Annotated in this window: 15 protein-coding genes; 9 read left to right on the forward strand and 6 right to left on the reverse strand. The window is 62.2% G+C overall.

Translation table 11 applies throughout. The annotated features are described in order from the left end of the window. Positions 1-153: 153 nt before the first annotated feature. The 3 genes from ASG19_RS02570 to ASG19_RS02580 form a co-directional block, all read right to left on the reverse strand. Positions 154-3,615 carry a chromosome segregation SMC family protein gene (locus tag ASG19_RS02570; RefSeq protein WP_062453600.1) on the reverse strand — a complete coding sequence of 1,154 codons (3,462 nt, stop codon included), beginning with the start codon at positions 3,613-3,615 and terminating at the stop codon, positions 154-156. A 51-nt stretch (positions 3,616-3,666) separates the two neighbouring features. Then, entirely contained in the window at positions 3,667-4,371 is a 705-nt protein-coding gene (locus ASG19_RS02575) for a DsbA family protein (RefSeq protein ID WP_062453601.1), read from the reverse strand. Between the two features lie 289 nt (positions 4,372-4,660). Then, positions 4,661-5,173: a DUF721 domain-containing protein gene (locus ASG19_RS02580; protein WP_062453602.1), complete on the reverse strand. Its 513-nt coding sequence runs from the start codon at positions 5,171-5,173 to the stop codon at positions 4,661-4,663. A 92-nt stretch (positions 5,174-5,265) separates the two neighbouring features. Between ASG19_RS02580 and mutY the strand changes: the two genes are divergently transcribed. From mutY to ASG19_RS02595, 3 genes are all read left to right on the forward strand, one after another. After that, the gene (gene mutY, locus ASG19_RS02585; RefSeq protein WP_062453603.1) at positions 5,266-6,390 is read left to right on the forward strand and encodes an A/G-specific adenine glycosylase; all 1,125 of its coding nucleotides are present in this window, start codon (positions 5,266-5,268) and stop codon (positions 6,388-6,390) included. Positions 6,391-6,408: 18 nt separating this feature from the next. Beyond that, positions 6,409-7,023, forward strand: a complete 615-nt coding sequence (locus ASG19_RS02590) for an HAD family phosphatase (RefSeq protein WP_062453604.1) — start codon at positions 6,409-6,411, stop codon at positions 7,021-7,023. 93 nt (positions 7,024-7,116) lie between these two features. Then, positions 7,117-7,551, forward strand: coding sequence for a VOC family protein (locus ASG19_RS02595; RefSeq protein WP_062453605.1), 435 nt, complete (start codon positions 7,117-7,119; stop codon positions 7,549-7,551). A 232-nt stretch (positions 7,552-7,783) separates the two neighbouring features. Here ASG19_RS02595 and ASG19_RS02600 read toward each other — a convergent pair whose 3' ends face one another. Continuing rightward, a complete protein-coding gene (locus ASG19_RS02600) occupies positions 7,784-8,914 on the reverse strand; it encodes a site-specific DNA-methyltransferase (protein WP_062453606.1) in 1,131 nt (376 codons plus the stop codon). 146 nt (positions 8,915-9,060) lie between these two features. On the opposite strand from ASG19_RS02600, the gene ASG19_RS02605 reads away from it, so the two are divergent. The 3 genes from ASG19_RS02605 (at position 9,061) to ASG19_RS02615 (ending at position 11,970) form a co-directional block, all read left to right on the forward strand. Further along, the gene (locus ASG19_RS02605; RefSeq protein ID WP_062453607.1) at positions 9,061-9,357 is read left to right on the forward strand and encodes a nucleotidyltransferase family protein; all 297 of its coding nucleotides are present in this window, start codon (positions 9,061-9,063) and stop codon (positions 9,355-9,357) included. Positions 9,358-9,533: 176 nt separating this feature from the next. Next, on the forward strand, positions 9,534-11,171 hold the full coding sequence (locus tag ASG19_RS02610) for a Na+/H+ antiporter (RefSeq protein WP_062453608.1): 1,638 nt from the start codon (positions 9,534-9,536) through the stop codon (positions 11,169-11,171). Between the two features lie 112 nt (positions 11,172-11,283). Beyond that, positions 11,284-11,970 (forward strand): HAD family hydrolase, encoded by a 687-nt coding sequence (locus ASG19_RS02615; RefSeq protein ID WP_062453609.1) that lies wholly within the window; start codon positions 11,284-11,286, stop codon positions 11,968-11,970. A 1-nt stretch (position 11,971) separates the two neighbouring features. Here ASG19_RS02615 and ASG19_RS02620 read toward each other — a convergent pair whose 3' ends face one another. Both ASG19_RS02620 and ASG19_RS02625 read right to left on the reverse strand, forming a co-directional pair. Beyond that, positions 11,972-14,764, reverse strand: a complete 2,793-nt coding sequence (locus ASG19_RS02620; RefSeq protein WP_062453610.1) for an autotransporter domain-containing protein — start codon at positions 14,762-14,764, stop codon at positions 11,972-11,974. 126 nt (positions 14,765-14,890) lie between these two features. Beyond that, positions 14,891-15,448, reverse strand: coding sequence for a hypothetical protein (locus tag ASG19_RS02625; RefSeq protein ID WP_062453611.1), 558 nt, complete (start codon positions 15,446-15,448; stop codon positions 14,891-14,893). Positions 15,449-15,597: 149 nt separating this feature from the next. Between ASG19_RS02625 and thrC the strand changes: the two genes are divergently transcribed. The 3 genes from thrC to ASG19_RS02640 are packed head-to-tail and all read left to right on the forward strand — an operon-like array spanning position 15,598 to position 18,980. After that, positions 15,598-16,992, forward strand: coding sequence for a threonine synthase (gene thrC / locus ASG19_RS02630; RefSeq protein ID WP_062453612.1), 1,395 nt, complete (start codon positions 15,598-15,600; stop codon positions 16,990-16,992). A gap of 41 nt (positions 16,993-17,033) precedes the next feature. After that, positions 17,034-18,332 carry a pitrilysin family protein gene (locus ASG19_RS02635; RefSeq protein ID WP_062453613.1) on the forward strand — a complete coding sequence of 433 codons (1,299 nt, stop codon included), beginning with the start codon at positions 17,034-17,036 and terminating at the stop codon, positions 18,330-18,332. Positions 18,333-18,368: 36 nt separating this feature from the next. Continuing rightward, entirely contained in the window at positions 18,369-18,980 is a 612-nt protein-coding gene (locus tag ASG19_RS02640; protein ID WP_062453614.1) for a GNAT family protein, read from the forward strand. Positions 18,981-18,987: the final 7 nt, after the last annotated feature.

An 18,987-nucleotide genomic window follows, 5' to 3' on the forward strand; every position in this document is an offset into this window, starting at 1 on the left:
GTACTTCGATGCTGAACTTGCGGCATCGAGGCACCACACGTCAATATGATTTTAGTTAAATTACACTACGCCGAGACGATGATGTCCCATATGAGTAAATTGACGTAGGTAGAAATACGGAGGCCGCGACCGGTTGACCGGGAAAGCGCTGGCTTAGCTGGCTTCGCGCAGCAGTTCCGCTGTCTGCAGATCGACCGAGACCAGCTGCGACACACCCTGCTCCGCCATGGTCACACCGAACAGACGGTTCATGCGGGCCATGGTGATGGGGTTGTGGGTGATGATGATAAACCGCGTCTCGGTCGATGCGGCCATCTCGTCCATCAGGTTGCAGTAACGCTCGACATTGTGGTCGTCGAGCGGCGCATCCACTTCGTCCAGCACGCAGATCGGTGCCGGGTTGGTGAGGAAGACGGCAAAGATCAGCGCCATCGCCGTCAGTGCCTGCTCGCCACCTGACAGAAGCGTCATCGTCTGCGGCTTCTTGCCCGGCGGGCGGGCGAGGATTTCGAGGCCGGCTTCGAGCGGATCGTCGCTCTCGATCAGCTGCAGCTCTGCCGTGCCGCCATTGAAGAGATGCGTGAACAGCCGCTGGAACTGCTTGTTGACCACATCGAAGGCGGCCAGCATGCGCTCGCGTCCTTCGCGATTGAGGCTCTGGATCGCGCCACGCAGTTTGCGGATGGCGTCGATGATGTCGTCGCGCTCGTGGATCAGAGCGCTGAGCTTGTCGGAAAGCTCCTTCTGCTCTTCCTCGGCGCGCAGGTTGACGGCACCGAGCCGCTCGCGCTCCATCTTGAGGCGGTCGACTTCGCGTTCGATCTCGCGGATGTCGGGAAGCGTGGCACCGGACGCGATGCCGGCGATGCGCATCACGTCATGCGGCTCCACATTGAGCGCCTCGCGGATGCGCAGCTCGCCCTCGTGGCGCTTTTCGGCGGCGGAGACCAGACGCTCTTCGGCACGGCCGCGTTTCTCGCGGGCTTCGGCGAGTTCGGACAAGGCCGTGGCGGCGATCCGGTCGGTCTCGCGCTGGCGGGTTTCCGCCTCGACCAGCCGATCGGAAGCGGCCTTGCGGGCTGATTCCGCCTTTTGCAATTCGTTGATCAGTGCCCGGCGGCGCTCGTCGAATTCTTCAGGTGCTGCTTCGAGATCGACGATCTCGTCGCGCGCCTCTTCCTCGCGCTGGCGCAGGCTGCCGATATGATCGGCGGCGCTGGCGATGCGGGAGACCCAGGCGGCGCGTTCCTGGGCGAGGGCGGCGATGCGGCGCTTGCGCACCTCGATCTCGCGGCTCTGGCCCTCATAGGCGGCGCGCGCTTCGGCGAGACGACCCCGATCGGTGGCGACGACGCTTTGCTGGTTCAACAGCTTGGCATCAATGGCGGAGAGATCCGGCGCATCCTCGAGCTCGATGCGCGCATCTTCTTCCTGGACACCGAGATCCTCGATCTGGCCGGTCAGCTGGCTGACCGCTTCCGCAACTACATCGCGGCGACGGGTGAGATCGCCGGCTGCCCGTTCGGCTGCGGCAAGCGCATCGCGGGCATCGCTCAACTGGCGGGCGGCAAAACGGCTGCGGTCGCGCGCTTCGGCGAGCCGTTTTTCCTCAATCGAGATGGCGGAGCCGGCTTGCGCCAGCGCATCCTCGGTTTCCGAGAGGATATCGCGCGCCTCTTCGATCTCGCCTTCCAGCTCCGACAGACGGTTTTTCTGGGACAGGCGAAGGGCAGCCGCACCCGGCGCTTCGGAGCCCGAGATATGGCCATCCCAGCGATAGACGGCACCCTCTCTGGTCACGAGGCGCTGGCCGGGACGCAGCAGCGGCATCAGCCTGTCGGCGTCGTCTTGCGAGATCACGCCGATCTGCCCGAGCCGGCGCGCCAGTTCCGGCGGCGCCGTGACATAGGACGACAAGGGCAGCGAACCCTCGGGCAGGCCGGGATCAGCGGCGCCATCTCCATTGATCGACCAGTGGGCGGAGGCAGAGGCATCGACAGGTGTTTCGAGATCATCGCCGAGGGCTGCACCAAGCGCTGCCTCATAGCCACGATCGACGCGGATCATTTCGGCAACGGGAACGAAGCCACCGGACAGGGCGCCGGCCGCCAGCATGCGCGAAATCGTGCGCTTTTCGGTTTCGAGCGCGTTCAGCGCCGATCGGGCAGATTCCACCGGGCCGCGGGCCATGAGTTCGTTCGAGCGCGCATGGGCGAGCGCCGACTCGACTTCTTCGGCCGCGATCGTCGCATCTTCGACGGCAATTTCGGCGGCTTCCACCGCGTCCTGCCGCTCGGCCGGGTTGTCGAGGCCATCAAGCTTTTGTCCGATCGCGTCGAGTTCGCCCGTCGCATCGGCCATCTGCCGGTCGAGGCGCTGGCGTCGTTCGGCGAGATCGCGGATCAGCCGGTCGAGCGCGTTGCGTCCGGCGGAAGCTTCGGCACGTTCGGCGGTCACCGCGGCAAACAGCTTTTCGCTGTCGGCAAGCGTTGCAGCGGCTGCCTCGAAGGCCTCGCGCAGGTCCTCGGCTTCGGCGCCTGAATCCGCCAGCGTCTCGGTCAGCTCGGCTTCTTCGCCATCCAGCTTGTCGAGGAAAGCGGTATTATCGGCGGCAAGCTGTTCCTCGCGTCTGATGTCTTCGGCAAGCTGCGACAGTCTTCGCGTCAGTTCGTCGCGACGCCGCAGCAGGCGGCCGGCTTCTTCTTCCAGCTGGCCGCGGGCGATCTGCAGGCGCTGCAGGGCGGCACCGGCTTTCGCCTCGTCCTCGCGCAATTCCGGCAGTCTGAGGCTGGCAATCGCCTGCGCCTTTGCCGCTTCCATCTGCCCTTGCGCCTTTTCGGCGACGATGTTGGTAGCCTGGTTGAGCGCGGTTTCGGCCTCCGCCTCCGCCTCGCGGGCCTGGACGAAGCGGATATGCAGAAGCATCGCCTCGCGGGCGCGGATATCGGCCGAGAGCATGCGGAAACGGTTGGCCTGGCGGGCCTGGCGCTTCAGGCTTTCGATCTGGCTTTCCAGCTGGGCGACGACATCCTCGAGACGTTCGAGATTGGTTTCGGCGGCACGCAGGCGAAGCTCGGCCTCATGGCGACGCGAATGCAGGCCGGAAATGCCGGCGGCTTCTTCGAGAAGCTGGCGACGGGCCTGGGGCTTGGCATTGATCAGCTCGCCGATCCGGCCCTGTCCGACCATGGAGGGCGAGCGTGCGCCGGTCGAGGCATCCGCAAACAGCAGCTGCACATCCTTGGCGCGGGCTTCCTTGCCGTTGATGCGGTAGAGCGAGCCGTTCTCGCGCTCGATGCGGCGCGACACCTGGATCTCGTCGGCATCGTTGAAGGCAGCGGGTGCCGTATGATCGGAATTGTCGAGATAGAGGCCGACTTCGGCGCTGTTTCTTGCCGGACGGTTGCCCGAGCCCGAAAAGATCACGTCGTCCATGCCGGACGCGCGCATGTTCTTGTAGGAATTTTCGCCCATTACCCAGCGCAGCGCCTCGACAAGGTTGGACTTGCCGCAGCCATTGGGGCCGACCACGCCGGTCAGCCCTCGCTCGATGATGAATTCCGTCGGCTCGACGAAAGACTTGAAGCCAACGACGCGCAGCTTGTTGAATTTCATGCTGCGCCCTTTCTCCCGCCGACGGGTCCCCTACCCGCCGGGGTGGCGATCTTACAGAAGGCTGTCGAAAAGCTTCGACATGGAGTCAACCGTCATATCTCCGGAGTATTTCTTGCCGTTGATCAGGAAGGTCGGTGTGGAATTGACGCCGAATTCCTCGTTGCCCCGCTTAACGACGGTATTAATGTCGTCGAGAAGCTTCTGGTTCGTCAAGCAGGCTTCGAAACTCTGCTGTGAGTAACCTGCAAGCTTGACCGACTGCAGGAGAGCGCCGCGCACATCCTTGTCGGCAGGGGCTGCCCAGGCGCGCTGCTGCTTGAACAGCATCGACACCATCGGGTAATACTGCGCCGACGTTGCAAGTTCGGCCGGGTTCTGCGGGTTGCAGCGGGCCAGCATGAAGGCCGCGGTCGCGACCGGATCGAACGGGAATTCGCGGATGATGAAGCGAACCTTGCCAGTATCGATATAGTTCTTCTTGATCGTCTCGAACGTGGTGTTGTGGAAGTGTGCGCAATGCGGGCAGGTCATCGACATGTATTCGATGACGGTGACCTTGGCGTTTTCTTCGCCGAGCGCCATTTCCGGCAGGGTGCCAGGCTTCAGCGCCGCCGCCATATCCACATCGCCCTGCGATTCCGGAAGTGCCTGGGCAAAGGCGTCGGACATGCCGAGCGGCAGCGACAGGCAAAGCGCCGTGACCGCCACTCCGCCGAGAAGCGCGCGTCTGGTGATGGTCTTATCGTTCAACTGCATGGAACACCCGTGTTCGAGATTTGAAAAAGTTTGATATTCCGTATCGTGGCGTCCTGGCCCCGACAAGCGGTGGAGTGTTAAATCCCTTCAAAGAATTGTGACGAAATGGCGGTGCGAGGGATAGTTCGGTGTATTCCTCGGCCTTTTCCGCTCTGTTGCGTCACGATGCGTATGCTAGTCGGAGGGAACCTGGCCCTGCGATGAAAAGAGTTATTTCAGCCCAAGGACTTGGGCTGGCTGGATTCCTGTGACGAGCACAGGAATGAGAGTGGCGGGGGTCATGGAACTCTCATTTGCGCTTCTGCTGGAGAACGGCGGTGCCGAGCCTGGCGACGGCTTTCTTGAGCGCTTCGCTTTCGATCCCTTCCATCATGCCCTCCAGCCGTTTCGCCGCATCGCCTTTGAGCGGCTGCAGTTTGCGCGGATGCTTGAACGTCTGCGATACCGCCTTCTGCACGATGCGGATCTGGCGCACGGCCGGAAAGCCGAAAAACCCGTTGATGCGGGCGATCAGTTCGCCCTGGGCATGGCCGAGGAACAGTGCGCGAGACCCTTCGCAGGCGATAGTGAGGACACCAGGCTGGTGGCCTCCCTCGCTATAGCCATCGTTATAGCGCGACCAGGCGATCTTTTCCGGCCGCGTGCAATCGGCGAAATCCTCGCCGGCGATCGCGTCCCAGGAGCCGAGCAGCGAGGTGGATATGCCGGCGCGGCGTGCCAGCACCGGATCGATGATGCCGTTCGCCACTTCGGAGATCTGCAGCGCGCCTTTGCGGCGGAACGGAGGTTTCGGTGCATTCATCGCTGGATAACTGGCCGCCTGAGGTTGTGCCGTCCTTGATGCCGGCGCATTGACGCATACCTATAGGCCATTCCAGCGGCAAACGGCAAACGATGCTCCAGACGCTTCCCAAGACGACGAATTCGGCCGATGGCCCAACCGATGGCCCGACCCACGCGGAAAGGCTTCTCGCCTGGTACGACCGGCACCACCGCGAGCTGCCCTGGCGCATCAGCCCAACGGCTGCCAAAGCCGGGATCAGGCCTGATCCGTACCGTATCTGGCTATCAGAAGTGATGCTGCAGCAGACGACGGTGCAGGCGGTCAAACCGTATTTCGCAAAGTTTCTCGAGCGCTGGCCGAAGGTGACCGATCTTGCCGCAGCCCCTTCCGACGACGTGATGGCGGCCTGGGCGGGGCTTGGCTACTATGCCCGCGCCCGCAACCTGAAGAAATGCGCCGAAGCGGTCGCAGCCGATCATGGCGGGGTGTTTCCCGATACGGAAGAGGGCCTGCGCGCCCTGCCCGGCATCGGCGACTATACATCGGCGGCCGTTGCCGCGATCGCGTTTAACCGGCAATCGGCCGTGATGGACGGCAATGTCGAGCGGGTCATTTCGCGTCTCTATGCGATCAACGCGCCGCTGCCGAGGTCCAAGCCCGTGATGAAGGCAAAGGTCGTGAAGCTGACGCCATCGGACCGGCCGGGCGATTTTGCCCAGGCGATGATGGATCTCGGCGCGACGATCTGCACCCCGAAACGTCCCGCCTGCGCGCTCTGTCCGTTCCGCGACGACTGTCTGGCGTTGGCCAGCGACGATCCCGAGCGGTTTCCGGTGAAGGCCGCGAAGAAGGAAAAGCCTGTTCGCCAAGGCGCTGCCTTCGTGGCGGTGACGCCCGATGGCGAGGTGCTGCTTCGAAAGCGCATCGAGACCGGTCTTCTGGGCGGCATGACGGAAGTGCCGACGACCGCATGGACGGCGCGGCTCGATGGCGGCACGACGATCGATCACGCGCCGATCCCGTCTGCCGACTGGCAGGCCTGTGGTACGGTCATTCACGTCTTCACCCATTTCGAGCTGCGGCTTTCGATTTTTCGCGCGAAGGTGACCAAGGTGGCTGTGGACAATGGCTGGTGGGAACCGGTGGAGAGCCTGGAGAACCAGGCCTTGCCGACCGTCATGAAAAAAGCAATCGTCCAGGCTATACCACTCGCCTTCGCAAAAGCTCCAAACTGACAGCAGGAAACATCCTCTATGGCGGCCAAGATTGATCACATCGTTTTCGACATCGGCAAGGTTCTGATCCACTACGATCCCAACCTTCCCTTTAGCCGGATCATTCCCGACGAGACCGAACGCAAGTGGTTCTTCGACAACGTCTGCACCCACGAATGGAACCTGGAACAGGACCGCGGCCGCAACTGGCATGAGGCCGAAGCGCTGCTGCTCGAGCAGCATCCGGAACAGGAAGCCAATATCCGCGCCTTCCGCCAGCACTGGCACGAAATGGTGCCGCATGCCTATGACGGCTCCGTCGCCATCTTTGAAAGCCTGATCGAGAGCGGTCGCGACGTAACCATGCTCACCAACTTCGCCGCCGACACGTTCGTTGAAGCCCGCCGGAAATTCCCGTTTCTCGACAAGCCACGCGGCGTTACAGTGTCGGGCGAGATCGGCCTGATCAAGCCGGATGTGGCCATTTACGAAAAGCACGCCCGTGATTTCGGCCTCACCCCCGAAGCCTCGATCTTCATCGACGACAGCTATCCCAACGTCGAAGGCGCGCGGGCAGCGGGCTGGCACGCTGTGCATTTCACGGATCCGGAAACGCTGCGCAAGGATCTGAGGGATCACGGTATCGAGGTGTGAGGTTTGGGGGTGGTAGCCGGTATGCTGACGATATAAGTTCCCGGCCCACCCACCTCGTTTTGCAATCGACCTCACGTTAAGACGGCACCCCTCATGGCAATTCCATTCGCTCCCGTCGGCATTGATCACATCGTTCTTCTGATCAACGACATGAAACGTGCGCTTACGTTCTACACGGATGTCCTAGGGTGCCGGCCTGGCTATTCCTATCCGGCACTGGGGATGGAGCAGGTCTGGTTCGGCTCGTCATTGATCGTCTTGTGGGATGTAACCCACCCGGGCGGAACGAAAGCAGCGCCTCCGGTGACCGGTGGGCGCAATGTCGATCATGTCTGTCTTGCGACCAGCCCTTTCGACCATGACGAACTGCGTACGCATCTCAATAAGCACGGGGTCGAGATCGTCCAGGAAGCGTTTCATGGGGGTGCCCGGGGCATGGGGCACTCGTTCTACATCCATGACCCGTTTGGCAATAAGATCGAGATCAAGGGGCCTGCAGAATACCCGGATGGACGGCAGGCAACCTAGCCGGGTGATCGGCGGACGGGCCGAAACATTCTAATTCGGAGGTGTTCAGGGTTACTCTGGTCGGAGCCTGCGTCGTTGCGGCCCCGAAATCATTGCATTTGCCCCATAAAAAAGATGACGCCCGGAGCCTTCAAACTCCGGGCGTCACATGATCCTCTTCCGGGACTAGAGGTACAAAACCGGAAGAGGAAGCTCGCGAGCTGACATGGGATCTGGTCCCGGGACTGGTGGCTCAGTCCGCTTTTGGCAGGCCGTTGCGAATGATGGTGCGAAGGTCGTCGATCGGTTTCAGAACGCCGGCCTCCTCGTAGTGCCAGAAGGTCCAGCCGTTGCAGGCATCAAAGCCCTGAACCTTGGCGCCGAGGCGATGGATCGATCCGGCGTCGCCGTTCGAGGTCAGCGTGCCGTCGGCGCGGATGATGGCGCTGTGTCGGCGGCGGGCGTCGGTGAGGATCTGGCCAGGCTTGACGAGACCGCTTTCGACCAGTGAATTGAAGGCGACACGCGGTTCGGCGCGCTTGCCGGTCATGACCGTCAGTTCCGTCTTGCCGAGCGGTTCGACCGACGCGATGCGGGCGGATGCGGCGTCGATGTAATCCTGCTCGCGTTCGATGCCGACGAAGTTGCGGCCGAGACGCTTGGCGACAGCACCCGTGGTGCCGGAACCGAAGAACGGGTCGAGCACGACATCGCCGGGCTTGGTGCAGGACATGATGATGCGGGCGAGCAGCGCTTCCGGCTTCTGGGTCGGATGAACCTTCTTGCCGTCGTCACCCTTCAGGCGTTCGCCGCCGGAGCAGATCGGGAACAGCCAGTCGGAGCGCATCTGCACGTCGTCGTTGGAGGCTTTGAGCGCTTCGTAATTGAAGGTGTAGCCCTTGGCCTTGGCATCGCGGCTGGCCCAGATCATCGTTTCGTGGGCGTTCTGGAACCGGCGGCCCTTGAAGTTCGGCATCGGGTTGGTCTTGCGCCAGACGATATCGTTGAGGAGCCAGAAATTGAGGTCCTGCATGATCGCGCCGACGCGAAAGATGTTGTGGTAGGAACCGATCACCCAGATCGTGCCGTTCGGCTTGAGCACGCGGCGGCAGGCAAGCAGCCAGGCGCGGGTGAAGGCATCATAGACCTGGAAGGAGGCGAACTGGTCCCAGTCGTCATCGACGGCATCGACCAGGCTCTGGTCGGGGCGATGCAGGGCGCCGCCGAGCTGCAGGTTGTATGGCGGATCGGCAAAGATCGCATCCACCGATTTATCCGGCAGCGCCTCGAGGGCTGCCACGCAATCGCCCTTGATGATGGAGTTCATCCAGGCGTGAGGACGGGCCTGTTTCTGGAGGTCGATCAAAGGAAGGACTGCGGCCATGAGACACTCGCTACGCTGTACTGGATACGAATTTACTGACTGTTATGGTTACTCATTTTGGTTACCAAAGACTGAAGCCGGTGGCCTGTTTCTGGAAAAAAGCAAAATGATGGGAAGCGGCGCGAAGATGCGCTAGGCTACAACTCATGAAAAAAGCAGAGGCGATCGAGAAGCTGAGACGGCAGGCCGACGCGATCAGGGCGCTCGGCGCGACCTCGCTTTATCTGTTCGGCTCGGTTGCCCGCGACGAAGCCGGACCCGACAGCGATCTCGATCTGTTTATCGATTATGACGAGAGCAAGAAGTTCTCTCTGCTCGATCTTGTCGGGATCAAGCTGTTTCTCGAGGATGAACTTGTCGTGCCTGTAGACGTCACGACGCGGGACAGCCTTCATCCGATCCTGAAAGATCGGATAGAACTTTCTGCAACGCAGGTGTTCTGATGGACGAATTTATCTGGGACGTCATCGCGCATGACCTGCCGCCGCTCAACTCCGCGATGCTGGCCCTACAAGAACGGCTGAGCCGGTCCTAAAGGTCGCACCACCCTTCCCGGCTCTTGCCTCATCCATTCCCATTTCCTATTCAGGCCGGAACCGGAACGGATAGGAGCGACACCATGGAAAGCATCACCATTGCCCTGGTCCTGCTTCTCGCCGTGGTTCTGAGCGGTACGCTGGCAAGGCTTTCGCCTGTGGGCATTCCGCTGCCGCTGGTGCAGATCGCGCTCGGGGCCGCGATCGCCGGCGTGACCGGATCGGCCGTGCAGCTCGATCCGCATTTCTTCTTTCTGCTGTTTCTGCCGCCGCTGCTGTTTCTCGATGGCTGGCGCATTCCCAAGGAAGGGCTGTTCCGCGACAAGGCGGTGATCCTGGAGCTGGCGCTTGGGCTTGTCATCTTCACGGTGATCCTGATCGGCTTTCTGGTCCACTGGATGATCCCGGCGATACCGCTTGCGGTCGCATTCGCGCTCGCCGCCATTCTCTCGCCGACCGATCCGATCGCCGTCTCGGCGATTGCCGCGCGGGTGCCGATCCCGGGGCGCCTGATGCATATTCTGGAAGGCGAATCGCTGCTCAACGATGCGTCCGGCCTTGTCTGCATGCAGTTTGCGGTGGCCGCCGTGCTGACTGGCGTGTTCTCGCTGGCGGATGCGGTGGGTACGTTCCTGTGGGTGGCGATCGGCGGCATCCTGATCGGCTTTGGCACCACATTCGTGGTCATGAAGGCGAAGTATTACGTGTCGCGCAAGCTGGGCGAAGAACCCGGTGCGCAGATCCTGATCAGCCTGCTCATTCCGTTCGGCGCCTATCTTCTGGCCGAACACCTCCATTGCTCCGGTATTCTGGCAGCCGTTTCGGCCGGTATCACCATGAGCTTTGCCGAGTTGCGCGGCCAGACGATGGCTGCCACCCGTATGCGGCGCTACGCGGTTTGGGATACGGTGCAGTTTGCGCTGAACGGCATTATCTTCGTGCTGCTGGGCGAACAGATGCCGGGCATCGTCTCGGGCGCCGCCCGGATCGTGACGGAAACGGGCCACCTCCACCCGATCTGGCTGATCGCCTATGTGGCGGTCATCACCACCGCACTCGCGGCCCTGCGCTTTGCCTGGGTGTGGGTATCCTTGCGCTTTACCCTGTATCGCGCCGCGCGTCGCGGAGAGGCGATCCGCAAGCCGCACTGGCGGCTTCTGGCTGCGATGTCGCTTGCCGGCGTGCGCGGTGCAATCACGCTTGCGGGTATCCTTACCCTGCCGCTTGCCATGAACGACGGCACATCGTTTCCGGCGCGCGATCTGGTGATATTCCTGGCAGCCGGGGTGATCATCCTGTCGCTGACGGCGGCCAGCATCGGTCTTCCGTATCTCCTCCAGAACCTCGAACTGCCGCCGGAACCTGACCACCTCCAGGAAGAGGATATTGCCCGGATCGCGGCGGCAGAGGCGGCGATCCGAATGATCGAGAAATTGCAGCATGCGATGAGCGAAGGCCGGACCGATGCCGATCTTTACGGCGAGGTCGGCACGCGGCTGATGGAACTCTACCGGCAGCGGATCGAGGGCCGTTCCAAGCTCGGAGATGAGGCAGAGCTGTTGCGCAAGATGGAGGAGGTCGACAAGCGGTTCAGGCTTGCGGCGCTGCGTGCCGAACGCGACGAGCTGTTCCGGCTTGGCCGCCGGCGCAAGATCTCCGAGGAAATCGCACGAAAGCTCGTTCGCGAGATCGATCTTGCCGAGGCGCGCTACGGTTTCTGAGGCGCGCCGTGTTGTCGCCGCTTTGCCGGTAGAGGAAATCGCCCTCCGCATTGTTTCCGGCGCTGCCCTCGTGTAGATCGCCCTCACCTTCTTTCATCAAAGAGTATCCATCATGAGCGGCTTCGACCTCATCATCTTCGATTGCGACGGCGTGCTCGTCGATTCCGAAATCATCGCGGCACAGGTCGAATCCCGGCTGCTGACGGAAGCGGGCTATCCGATCAGCGTCGAGGAAATGGGCGAGCGCTTCGCCGGCATGACCTGGAAGAACATTCTTCTGCAGGTCGAACAGGAAGCGGATATTCCGCTGTCGGCGTCGCTGCTCGACAAATCGGAAAAGCTGCTCGACCAGCGGCTGGAACGCAGCGTCAAGATCATCGACGGCGTTAAGTTCGCGCTGGCGCGGCTGACCACGCAGCGCTGCATCTGCTCGAATTCGTCCAGCCAGCGTCTGGACATGATGCTGACCAAGGTGGGGCTGAAGCCCTATTTCGAAAACCATATCTATTCCGCCAAGGACCTCGGTCCCGACCTGGTGAAGCCGAAGCCGGATATTTTTCTGCACGGGGCAAAGCAGTTCGGCGTCGAGCCTGACAGGTGCCTGGTGATCGAGGATTCCACCCATGGCGTCCATGGCGCACGCACGGCCGGCATGCGGGTGGTGGGCTTTACCGGCGCCTCGCATACGTATCCGAGCCATGCCGACCGGCTGACGGATGCCGGTGCCGAAACGGTGATTTCGCGGATGAGCGACCTGCCGGCGGTGATTGCCGCACTCGGTGAATGGGGCGGGATCTAATCTAGAACTGCACTGCGAGGCTGGCGCTGGCGGCATGGCTCGTCAGCGAATGGGCAAATTCGCCGGAATAGCTGAGCTTCAGCCGCGCAGATTTTGAGACCTGCGCCGTGACGGAGGCTTCGACGACGGCCGTGTCACGCGGCAAAGCCACGCCTTCCAGCATGAACGGACTGCCGCCGCTGGCAAAGGCGAGCCGGGATGCGGGCGTCAGGTCGCCCATTGCATGACGCCAGCCGAGCATGCCGGAGACGGTGAGCGGCAGGTCCTCGACCGGCATTTGCGCCGACCAGCGAAGGCCGAATGTGGAAAGGGCGATATTGTCGGTTTCGCCATTGCCGGTCAGAGCGGCCGCCCCGCCCTTTTCGCGAAAACCATCGGTGTCGAGATTGATATAGGCGAGGCTAGCGAAGGGCTGCAGCGTCACGGGACCGGACGTTGTCTTCCAGGACAGGTCTGTGAACAGCTGGCGGGTGGCGCCTCTGTAATCGGCTTGAAGATCGTCGGTGAACGTGCCGAAGTCGACGCTGCGCGACGTGGAGATCCGGTTTTCCGAATAGACCGCGCCGGATGTGAGGGCAACGTCACCCCATTCTGCGGCGGCGTAGAGCCCGGCATGATAGCTTTCCCAGTCCGCCTCGCTGCCAGCGGAAGCATTGCTGTAGCCGAACAATCCGCCGAGCCGCCAGTGATCGGATGCCTGCCCGTCGAAGCCCGCGATCAACCCCGCCGCATGGCTGTCGATGCCGGCCGCGTTGCCGTCGCTGCGCAATTGCCCAGTTGCTGCGATGCCGGTTGCCCAGAAGCTGGTCGCACCATCGGCCGATGAGCGGATCGGGACTGCACCGTTGACGCGGTCGACGATGGCGTCCCGAATGAGCCGGCTGTCGCTTAGAAGCTGGGTTTTCAACGAGGCATGGCTCTCGCCGCTGAGCTGCGAGAAGGCATCGCGAGCGCCATCGGCGTTTTGCTGGAGAACGCCGAGGAAAACGTCGTTTTCAGTTCCGAGCGATTGGACGGCTGTAGCGGTTGCGCGCGTGTTGGCGGTGTTCGCGACATCGGCGAAATCGACATCGTTGCGGTAAAGGCTCAGCGTCATCTCGTCGGCGCCATAGGCAAGGATGGGCGACAGGAAGGCGAGATCGCTGGTGACGTCGTCGAAGGCACCGGTAACGCTTTCGCCTGTGATGATCGTGTAGGCCGTAGCAGGTGAATAGGTGCCGCTGCCTGCGAGAACCTGGACCGTGCCGCCTTCGATCGTGACGGACCCGGTGGCGGCTAGGCTGTCGGACGTGCCGTCGGCTTCCGTTTCCACCTGATAGGTCGAGCCGGTCTCGAAGGTGACGTCGCCGTTGACGGCAAGCGTTGCGATACCCGGGCCGGGCGACAGCGTGCCGCCTGACCCGACGGTGAGGCCACCGATCTCGCCTGTGCCTGACAGCATGCCATCCGTGCCGATGTCGATCGCGCCGCCGATCGTGCCGTCATTGACGAGCAATCCTCCTGTCACCGTCGCATCGCCGCTGATCTGGCCGGTGTTGGAAAAGCTGCCACCGGTATTGGTGAGCGAGGCGATGGTGCCGTCGTTGGATGAGGTCCCGGCGTTTGTGACATCGCCGGCGGCCGCGCCTGAATTGTTGACGAAGCTGCCGGAAGCCGCGACATCCACGTCGGTGACGACGAAATTGTTGGTGACCGTGCCGCCTGTCACGGTGGTGCTTCCGGTGATTTCGCCGCCGTCATTGTTGGTGAAGGTGCCGCCGCTATTGGTCAGCGAGGCGATCGCGCCGGCGTTCGAGGCATTGCCCGAGTTGGAGACGTCGCCGGCCGTGGCACCTGAGTTGTTGACGAAGATCGCGGCCGCCGCGACATCGACCGTCGTCACCACAAAATTATTGGTGAGCGTGCCGCCCTCGACTGAGGTTGCGCCTGAAATGGTGCCGTTATTGGTAAAGCTGCCGCCGGTATTGGCAAGCGATGCCACAGTGCCGGCATTGGACGCCGTGCCCGCGTTGGTGACGGCTGCCGCCGAAGCGCCTGTATTGTTGACGAAACTGGCTGTTTCAGCGACATCGACGTCGGTGACGACGAAGTTGTTGGTGACGGTGCCACCCGAGACCACCGTATCGCCGGTGACCGTGCCGCCGTCGTTGTTGGTGAAGGATCCGCCGGTATTGGTGAGCGACGCGATCGTTCCGGCGTTGGAGGTGGTGCCCGCATTGGTGACGGCACCGGCCGTTGCGCCGGAATTGTTGACGAACCGGGCCGTCGCTTCGACATCGACATCGGTGACGACGAAATTGTTGGTCATCTGCGCATCACCGGACAGCGTCGTTTTGCCGTCGATCGTGCCGTCGTTGACGATCTCGCCACCCGAAGATGCAAGGTCGCCGTTGAGCGTGCCCGAGTTGGAAAGAGAACCTGATGACATCGTGACGTCTGATGAAAGTGTGCCGCTTTGCGAGATCTCGATGCGGCCCATGTCGAACAGCGTCGTGCCGCCATCAGCTGTCAGATCCGCATCGACATGAAGCGTGCCGCCGGACACAGCGAGCGTATCGACGGCCGTGTCTGTTGCGACCGTCGGCGCGCCGGAGCCGATCGAGGCTGCGTCCGATGGGCCTGGGGCATCCGGGGCCGTTGTCCAGTTTGCGCCGTTTGCGAAATCGTTGTCGGAGGCTCCGATCCAGACCGATTGCGCCGATGCGCCACCGGGCGCAAGCGCTGCCAGCGTGACGATAGCGGTGCAAAGCCGCAGACGCCGCTTCGCGTCCGCCACGATAGCTGGAGCAATCATCCCAAACCCTGTCTCGAATGGTCGCGGGCGACGCGCCCTTGACGATCTTCACATACTGGGTACGGATTTATGGTTAACCGAAGATTAAACGGGCGCCGTCAGCGCCCGACCGGAGTGGCCGCAGGCTTAGCTGCGGCGTGCGGGCTTCTTGCCGGGTGCGCCATTGTCGAAACCGACGCGGACGCGGGTGAAGCGCGATGCGCCGCCCTGCGCGTTCGGGATCTGCACATCCGCCTTCTGGAAGATGAACTGCGTGCCGCCGGCCGGAAGATCGACCGGATAGGCGACCTTTTGCGAGTAGATCGTGTTGTCGCCATCGACGACCTCGACCAGGATCGGCAAAGTAACGCGGCCCGGCGCACCGACAGGTCCGTCGACGAGGCGGCCCTGGACGACGACATTGATGGTCATCGTCGTTTCGTTTGCCGTGCACTGACGCGTCGCGTCGGCCAGCGATGCCTGGTAGACGAGCTTCTGCGGATCATCCTGACCGCCGCGTGCGTATTCCTGGCGTATCGCCGTCTGTTCGCGCAGAACGACCTGCGGGCAATAGGCCTGCACCACCGCCGGGGTTTCAGCCTGTGCCGTCGGCGCAAGGCCACCCGCCGGAGAGGACGAGTTGCAGCCGGCGAGCGCCGTCAGGAGGGATACCGTTACGAGACCATGGGAAATCTTGCCAAACACAATACTCAACCTTGTTCCATCCCTTTTGACCGGCTTGCCGCGCCAAACATGCTCATGGCGTAACGCAGCGCCGTTTTCCAGTCTTTCACCGCAGATTTCAATCGTCTATACCAGCGGCGCGAATAAAAATCGATTGGGGATTATCGGTCGTGGACTACATTTCTACCCGGGGCGAAGCGCCCGCTCTCGGCTTTCGTGATGCACTGCTGGCCGGCCTTGCCCGCGACGGTGGTCTTTACCTGCCGCGCCACTGGCCGCAGCTGTCCAAGCGGGACATCCGCAATCTGCGCGGAAAGTCCTATGCGGAAGTGGCTTTCGAGATCCTCAAGCATTTTGTCGACGGGGAAATTCCGGACGACAAGCTGAAGACCATGATCAACGAGGCCTATGCGACCTTCCGTCATCCGGCGGTCGTACCGCTCGTGCAGACCGGCCCGAACGATTTCGTTCTCGAGCTTTTCCACGGCACGACGCTTGCCTTCAAGGATGTGGCGATGCAGCTGCTGGCGCGGCTGATGGATCATGTTCTGGCCGAGCGCGGCGAGCGCGCGACGATCGTCGGCGCGACATCGGGCGATACGGGCGGTGCGGCGATCGATGCCTTTGCCGGGCGCGACCGGACCGACATCTTCATCCTCTTTCCCGAAGGCAAGGTATCGCCGGTGCAGCAGCGCCAGATGACCTCGTCGACCGCATCCAACGTGCATGCGGTGGCGCTCAAGGGCAATTTCGACGACTGCCAGAACATCGTGAAAGAGATGTTCAACGATGTCGCCTTCCGCGACCGGGTGAAGCTTTCGGGCGTCAACTCGATCAACTGGGCCCGCATCATGGCGCAGGTGGTCTATTACTTTACAGCTGCTGTTTCGCTCGGCGGACCGGATCGCAAGGTATCGTTCACGGTGCCGACAGGCAATTTCGGCGATATTTTTGCAGGCTACGTGGCCAAGAAAATGGGCCTGCCGATCGACCGGCTGGTGATCGCCACCAATGACAACGACATTCTTGCCCGCACGCTGAAGACCGGGCGCTACGAGATGCAGGGGGTGATGGCGACCACGTCGCCGTCGATGGATATCCAGATCTCGTCGAATTTCGAGCGGCTTCTGTTTGAAGCCTATGGCCGCGATCCGAGCGCCGTGCGCTCATCCATGGCGAGCCTGAAGCAATCGGGTGCGTTCGAAATCAAGCCGGAAGCGCTGAAGGCGATCAAGCGCGAATTCCGCGCCGGCCGCGCCACGCAGGAGCAGGTTGCCGAGACAATCCGCGAGACGCTTGAAGCCACCGGCTACCTGCTCGACCCGCATACAGCGACCGGTGTTTTCGTGGCTCAGAAGAACGCGCGACCCGGCAGCCCGATGGTGACATTGGCCACGGCCCACCCCGCCAAATTCCCGGCGGCGGTAAAATCCGCTTGCGGAATTGATCCGGCACTTCCATCATGGCTCGCTGATCTGATGCACAGGGAGGAGCGCTTCGATACGCTGGACGCCGAGCTGAAGGCCGTTGAAACATTCATCGGCGACCACGCACGGGCCAATTGAGCCAGTTATCGGCAGTGCCGGAAAGACGCGAAGACGTGAATATGAATGTTGAAATCACCCGGCTCCCCTCCGGGCTCACAGTCGTGACCGAGACCATGCCACACCTGGAGAGCGTCGCGCTCGGTGTGTGGATCAAGTCCGGAGCCCGCAACGAGACCGAGAACGAGCACGGCATCGCGCATCTTCTCGAGCACATGGCGTTCAAGGGCACAGCGAGGCGCAGTGCCCGCGATATCGCCGAGCAGATCGAGGATGTCGGCGGCGAACTCAATGCCGCGACTTCGACCGAAACCACATCCTATTACGCAAGGGTGCTCAAGGACCACGTGCCGCTCGCGGTCGATATCCTTGCCGATATCCTGACGGAATCGGAATTCGACGAGGAAGAGCTGCGCCGCGAAAAGCACGTCATCCTGCAGGAAATCGGCGCGGCCAACGACACGCCCGACGACGTGGTGTTCGACCGCTTTTCCGAAGTCGCCTATCGCGGCCAGACGATCGGGCGCGCCATTCTCGGCACGCCGGAGACGGTAAAAGGGTTCACGCCGCCGCAGATCCGCGGCTATCTCTCGCGCAATTATACGACCGACCGGATGTTCATCGTCGCGGCCGGCGCTGTCGACCACCAGGTGTTCTGCAAGCAGGTCGAGGAGCGGTTCGCAAGCCTGCCGACCATGCCGAGTGCGACGCCCGTTCTCGAGCCCGCCCATTATATCGGCGGCGACACCCGCGAAGACCGCGACCTGATGGATGCCCAGCTGCTGATCGGCTTCGAGGGCAAGGCCTATCACCAGCGGGACTTCTACTGCTCGCAGATTCTCGCCAACATCCTCGGCGGCGGCATGTCCTCGCGGCTGTTCCAGGAAGTGCGCGAGCGTCGGGGCCTTTGCTATTCGGTTTATGCATTCCATTGGGGCTTTTCCGATACGGGCATTTTCGGCGTCCATGCGGCGACCAACGGCGACGAGTTGCCGAACCTCGTGCCTGTCGTCGTCGAAGAGCTGCGCAAGGCGTCCGAGACGATCCATCAGGCGGAAATCGACCGGGCACGTGCGCAGATCCGTGCCCAGCTTCTGATGGGCCAGGAAAGCCCTGCCGCCCGCGCCGGCCAGATCGCCCGCCAGATGATGCTCTACGGCAAGCCGATCCCCAATGACGAGATGATGGAGCGCCTGGAGGGGATCACGACCCAGCGGCTGACCGATCTTGCCGGACGTCTGTTCTTCGACACGGTGCCTACGCTTTCGGCGGTCGGTCCGATCGCACAACTGCCGTCGATGGAAGAGATCGCGGCGTCGCTTTCCTCACCAGGCGTGACAACCAAAAAGGCGGCCGGCTGATCAAGCCGCCTGCCCTGCCCGGAGCACACAAGCACCATGGCCAAGTCCGTGTTTCGGTTCCTATCGCGACATCCGGACACACCGGAGATCTCAGGCGAGCGCCACATCATGCGCCTGCCGCTTTATGCCGACTACAAGGCCTGGATGACGCTGCGGTCGCAAAGCCGGGCGTTCCTGCAGCCGTGGGAGCCGACCTGGCGCCCTGACGAGCTGACGGAATCGGCGTTTCGCGCTCGCGTGGTGCGCGCCACCCAGGAACATGCGTCAGGCGTTGCCATGCCGATGCTGCTTTTCCGCCGCGACACGATGGAGCTTTTGGGGGGCCTGACGATCGGCCATATCCGCCGCGGCGCGTCGCAGAGCTGCATGGTCGGCTACTGGATGGGCGAGAAACATTCGGGCCAAGGCCATATGTTGGCCGCATTGGAGATGGCTATCCCCTACATCTACGGCGGACTTCAGTTGCACCGGATCGAGGCAGCCTGTATTCCGGACAATTGGAAAAGCATCCGGCTTCTCGAAAAGGCCGGATTCGAGCGGGAAGGTCTTTTGCGGAAATATCTCAAGATCAATGGCGAGTGGCGCGACCACGTGATTTTCTCCCGACTGCCAGAAGATGGTGAATTTGCGAAAATGCTGAACACATGATGCTGCG

This window comes from Rhizobium sp. Leaf306, assembly GCF_001423425.1.
Classification (GTDB): Bacteria; Pseudomonadota; Alphaproteobacteria; order Rhizobiales; family Rhizobiaceae; genus Neorhizobium; species Neorhizobium soli.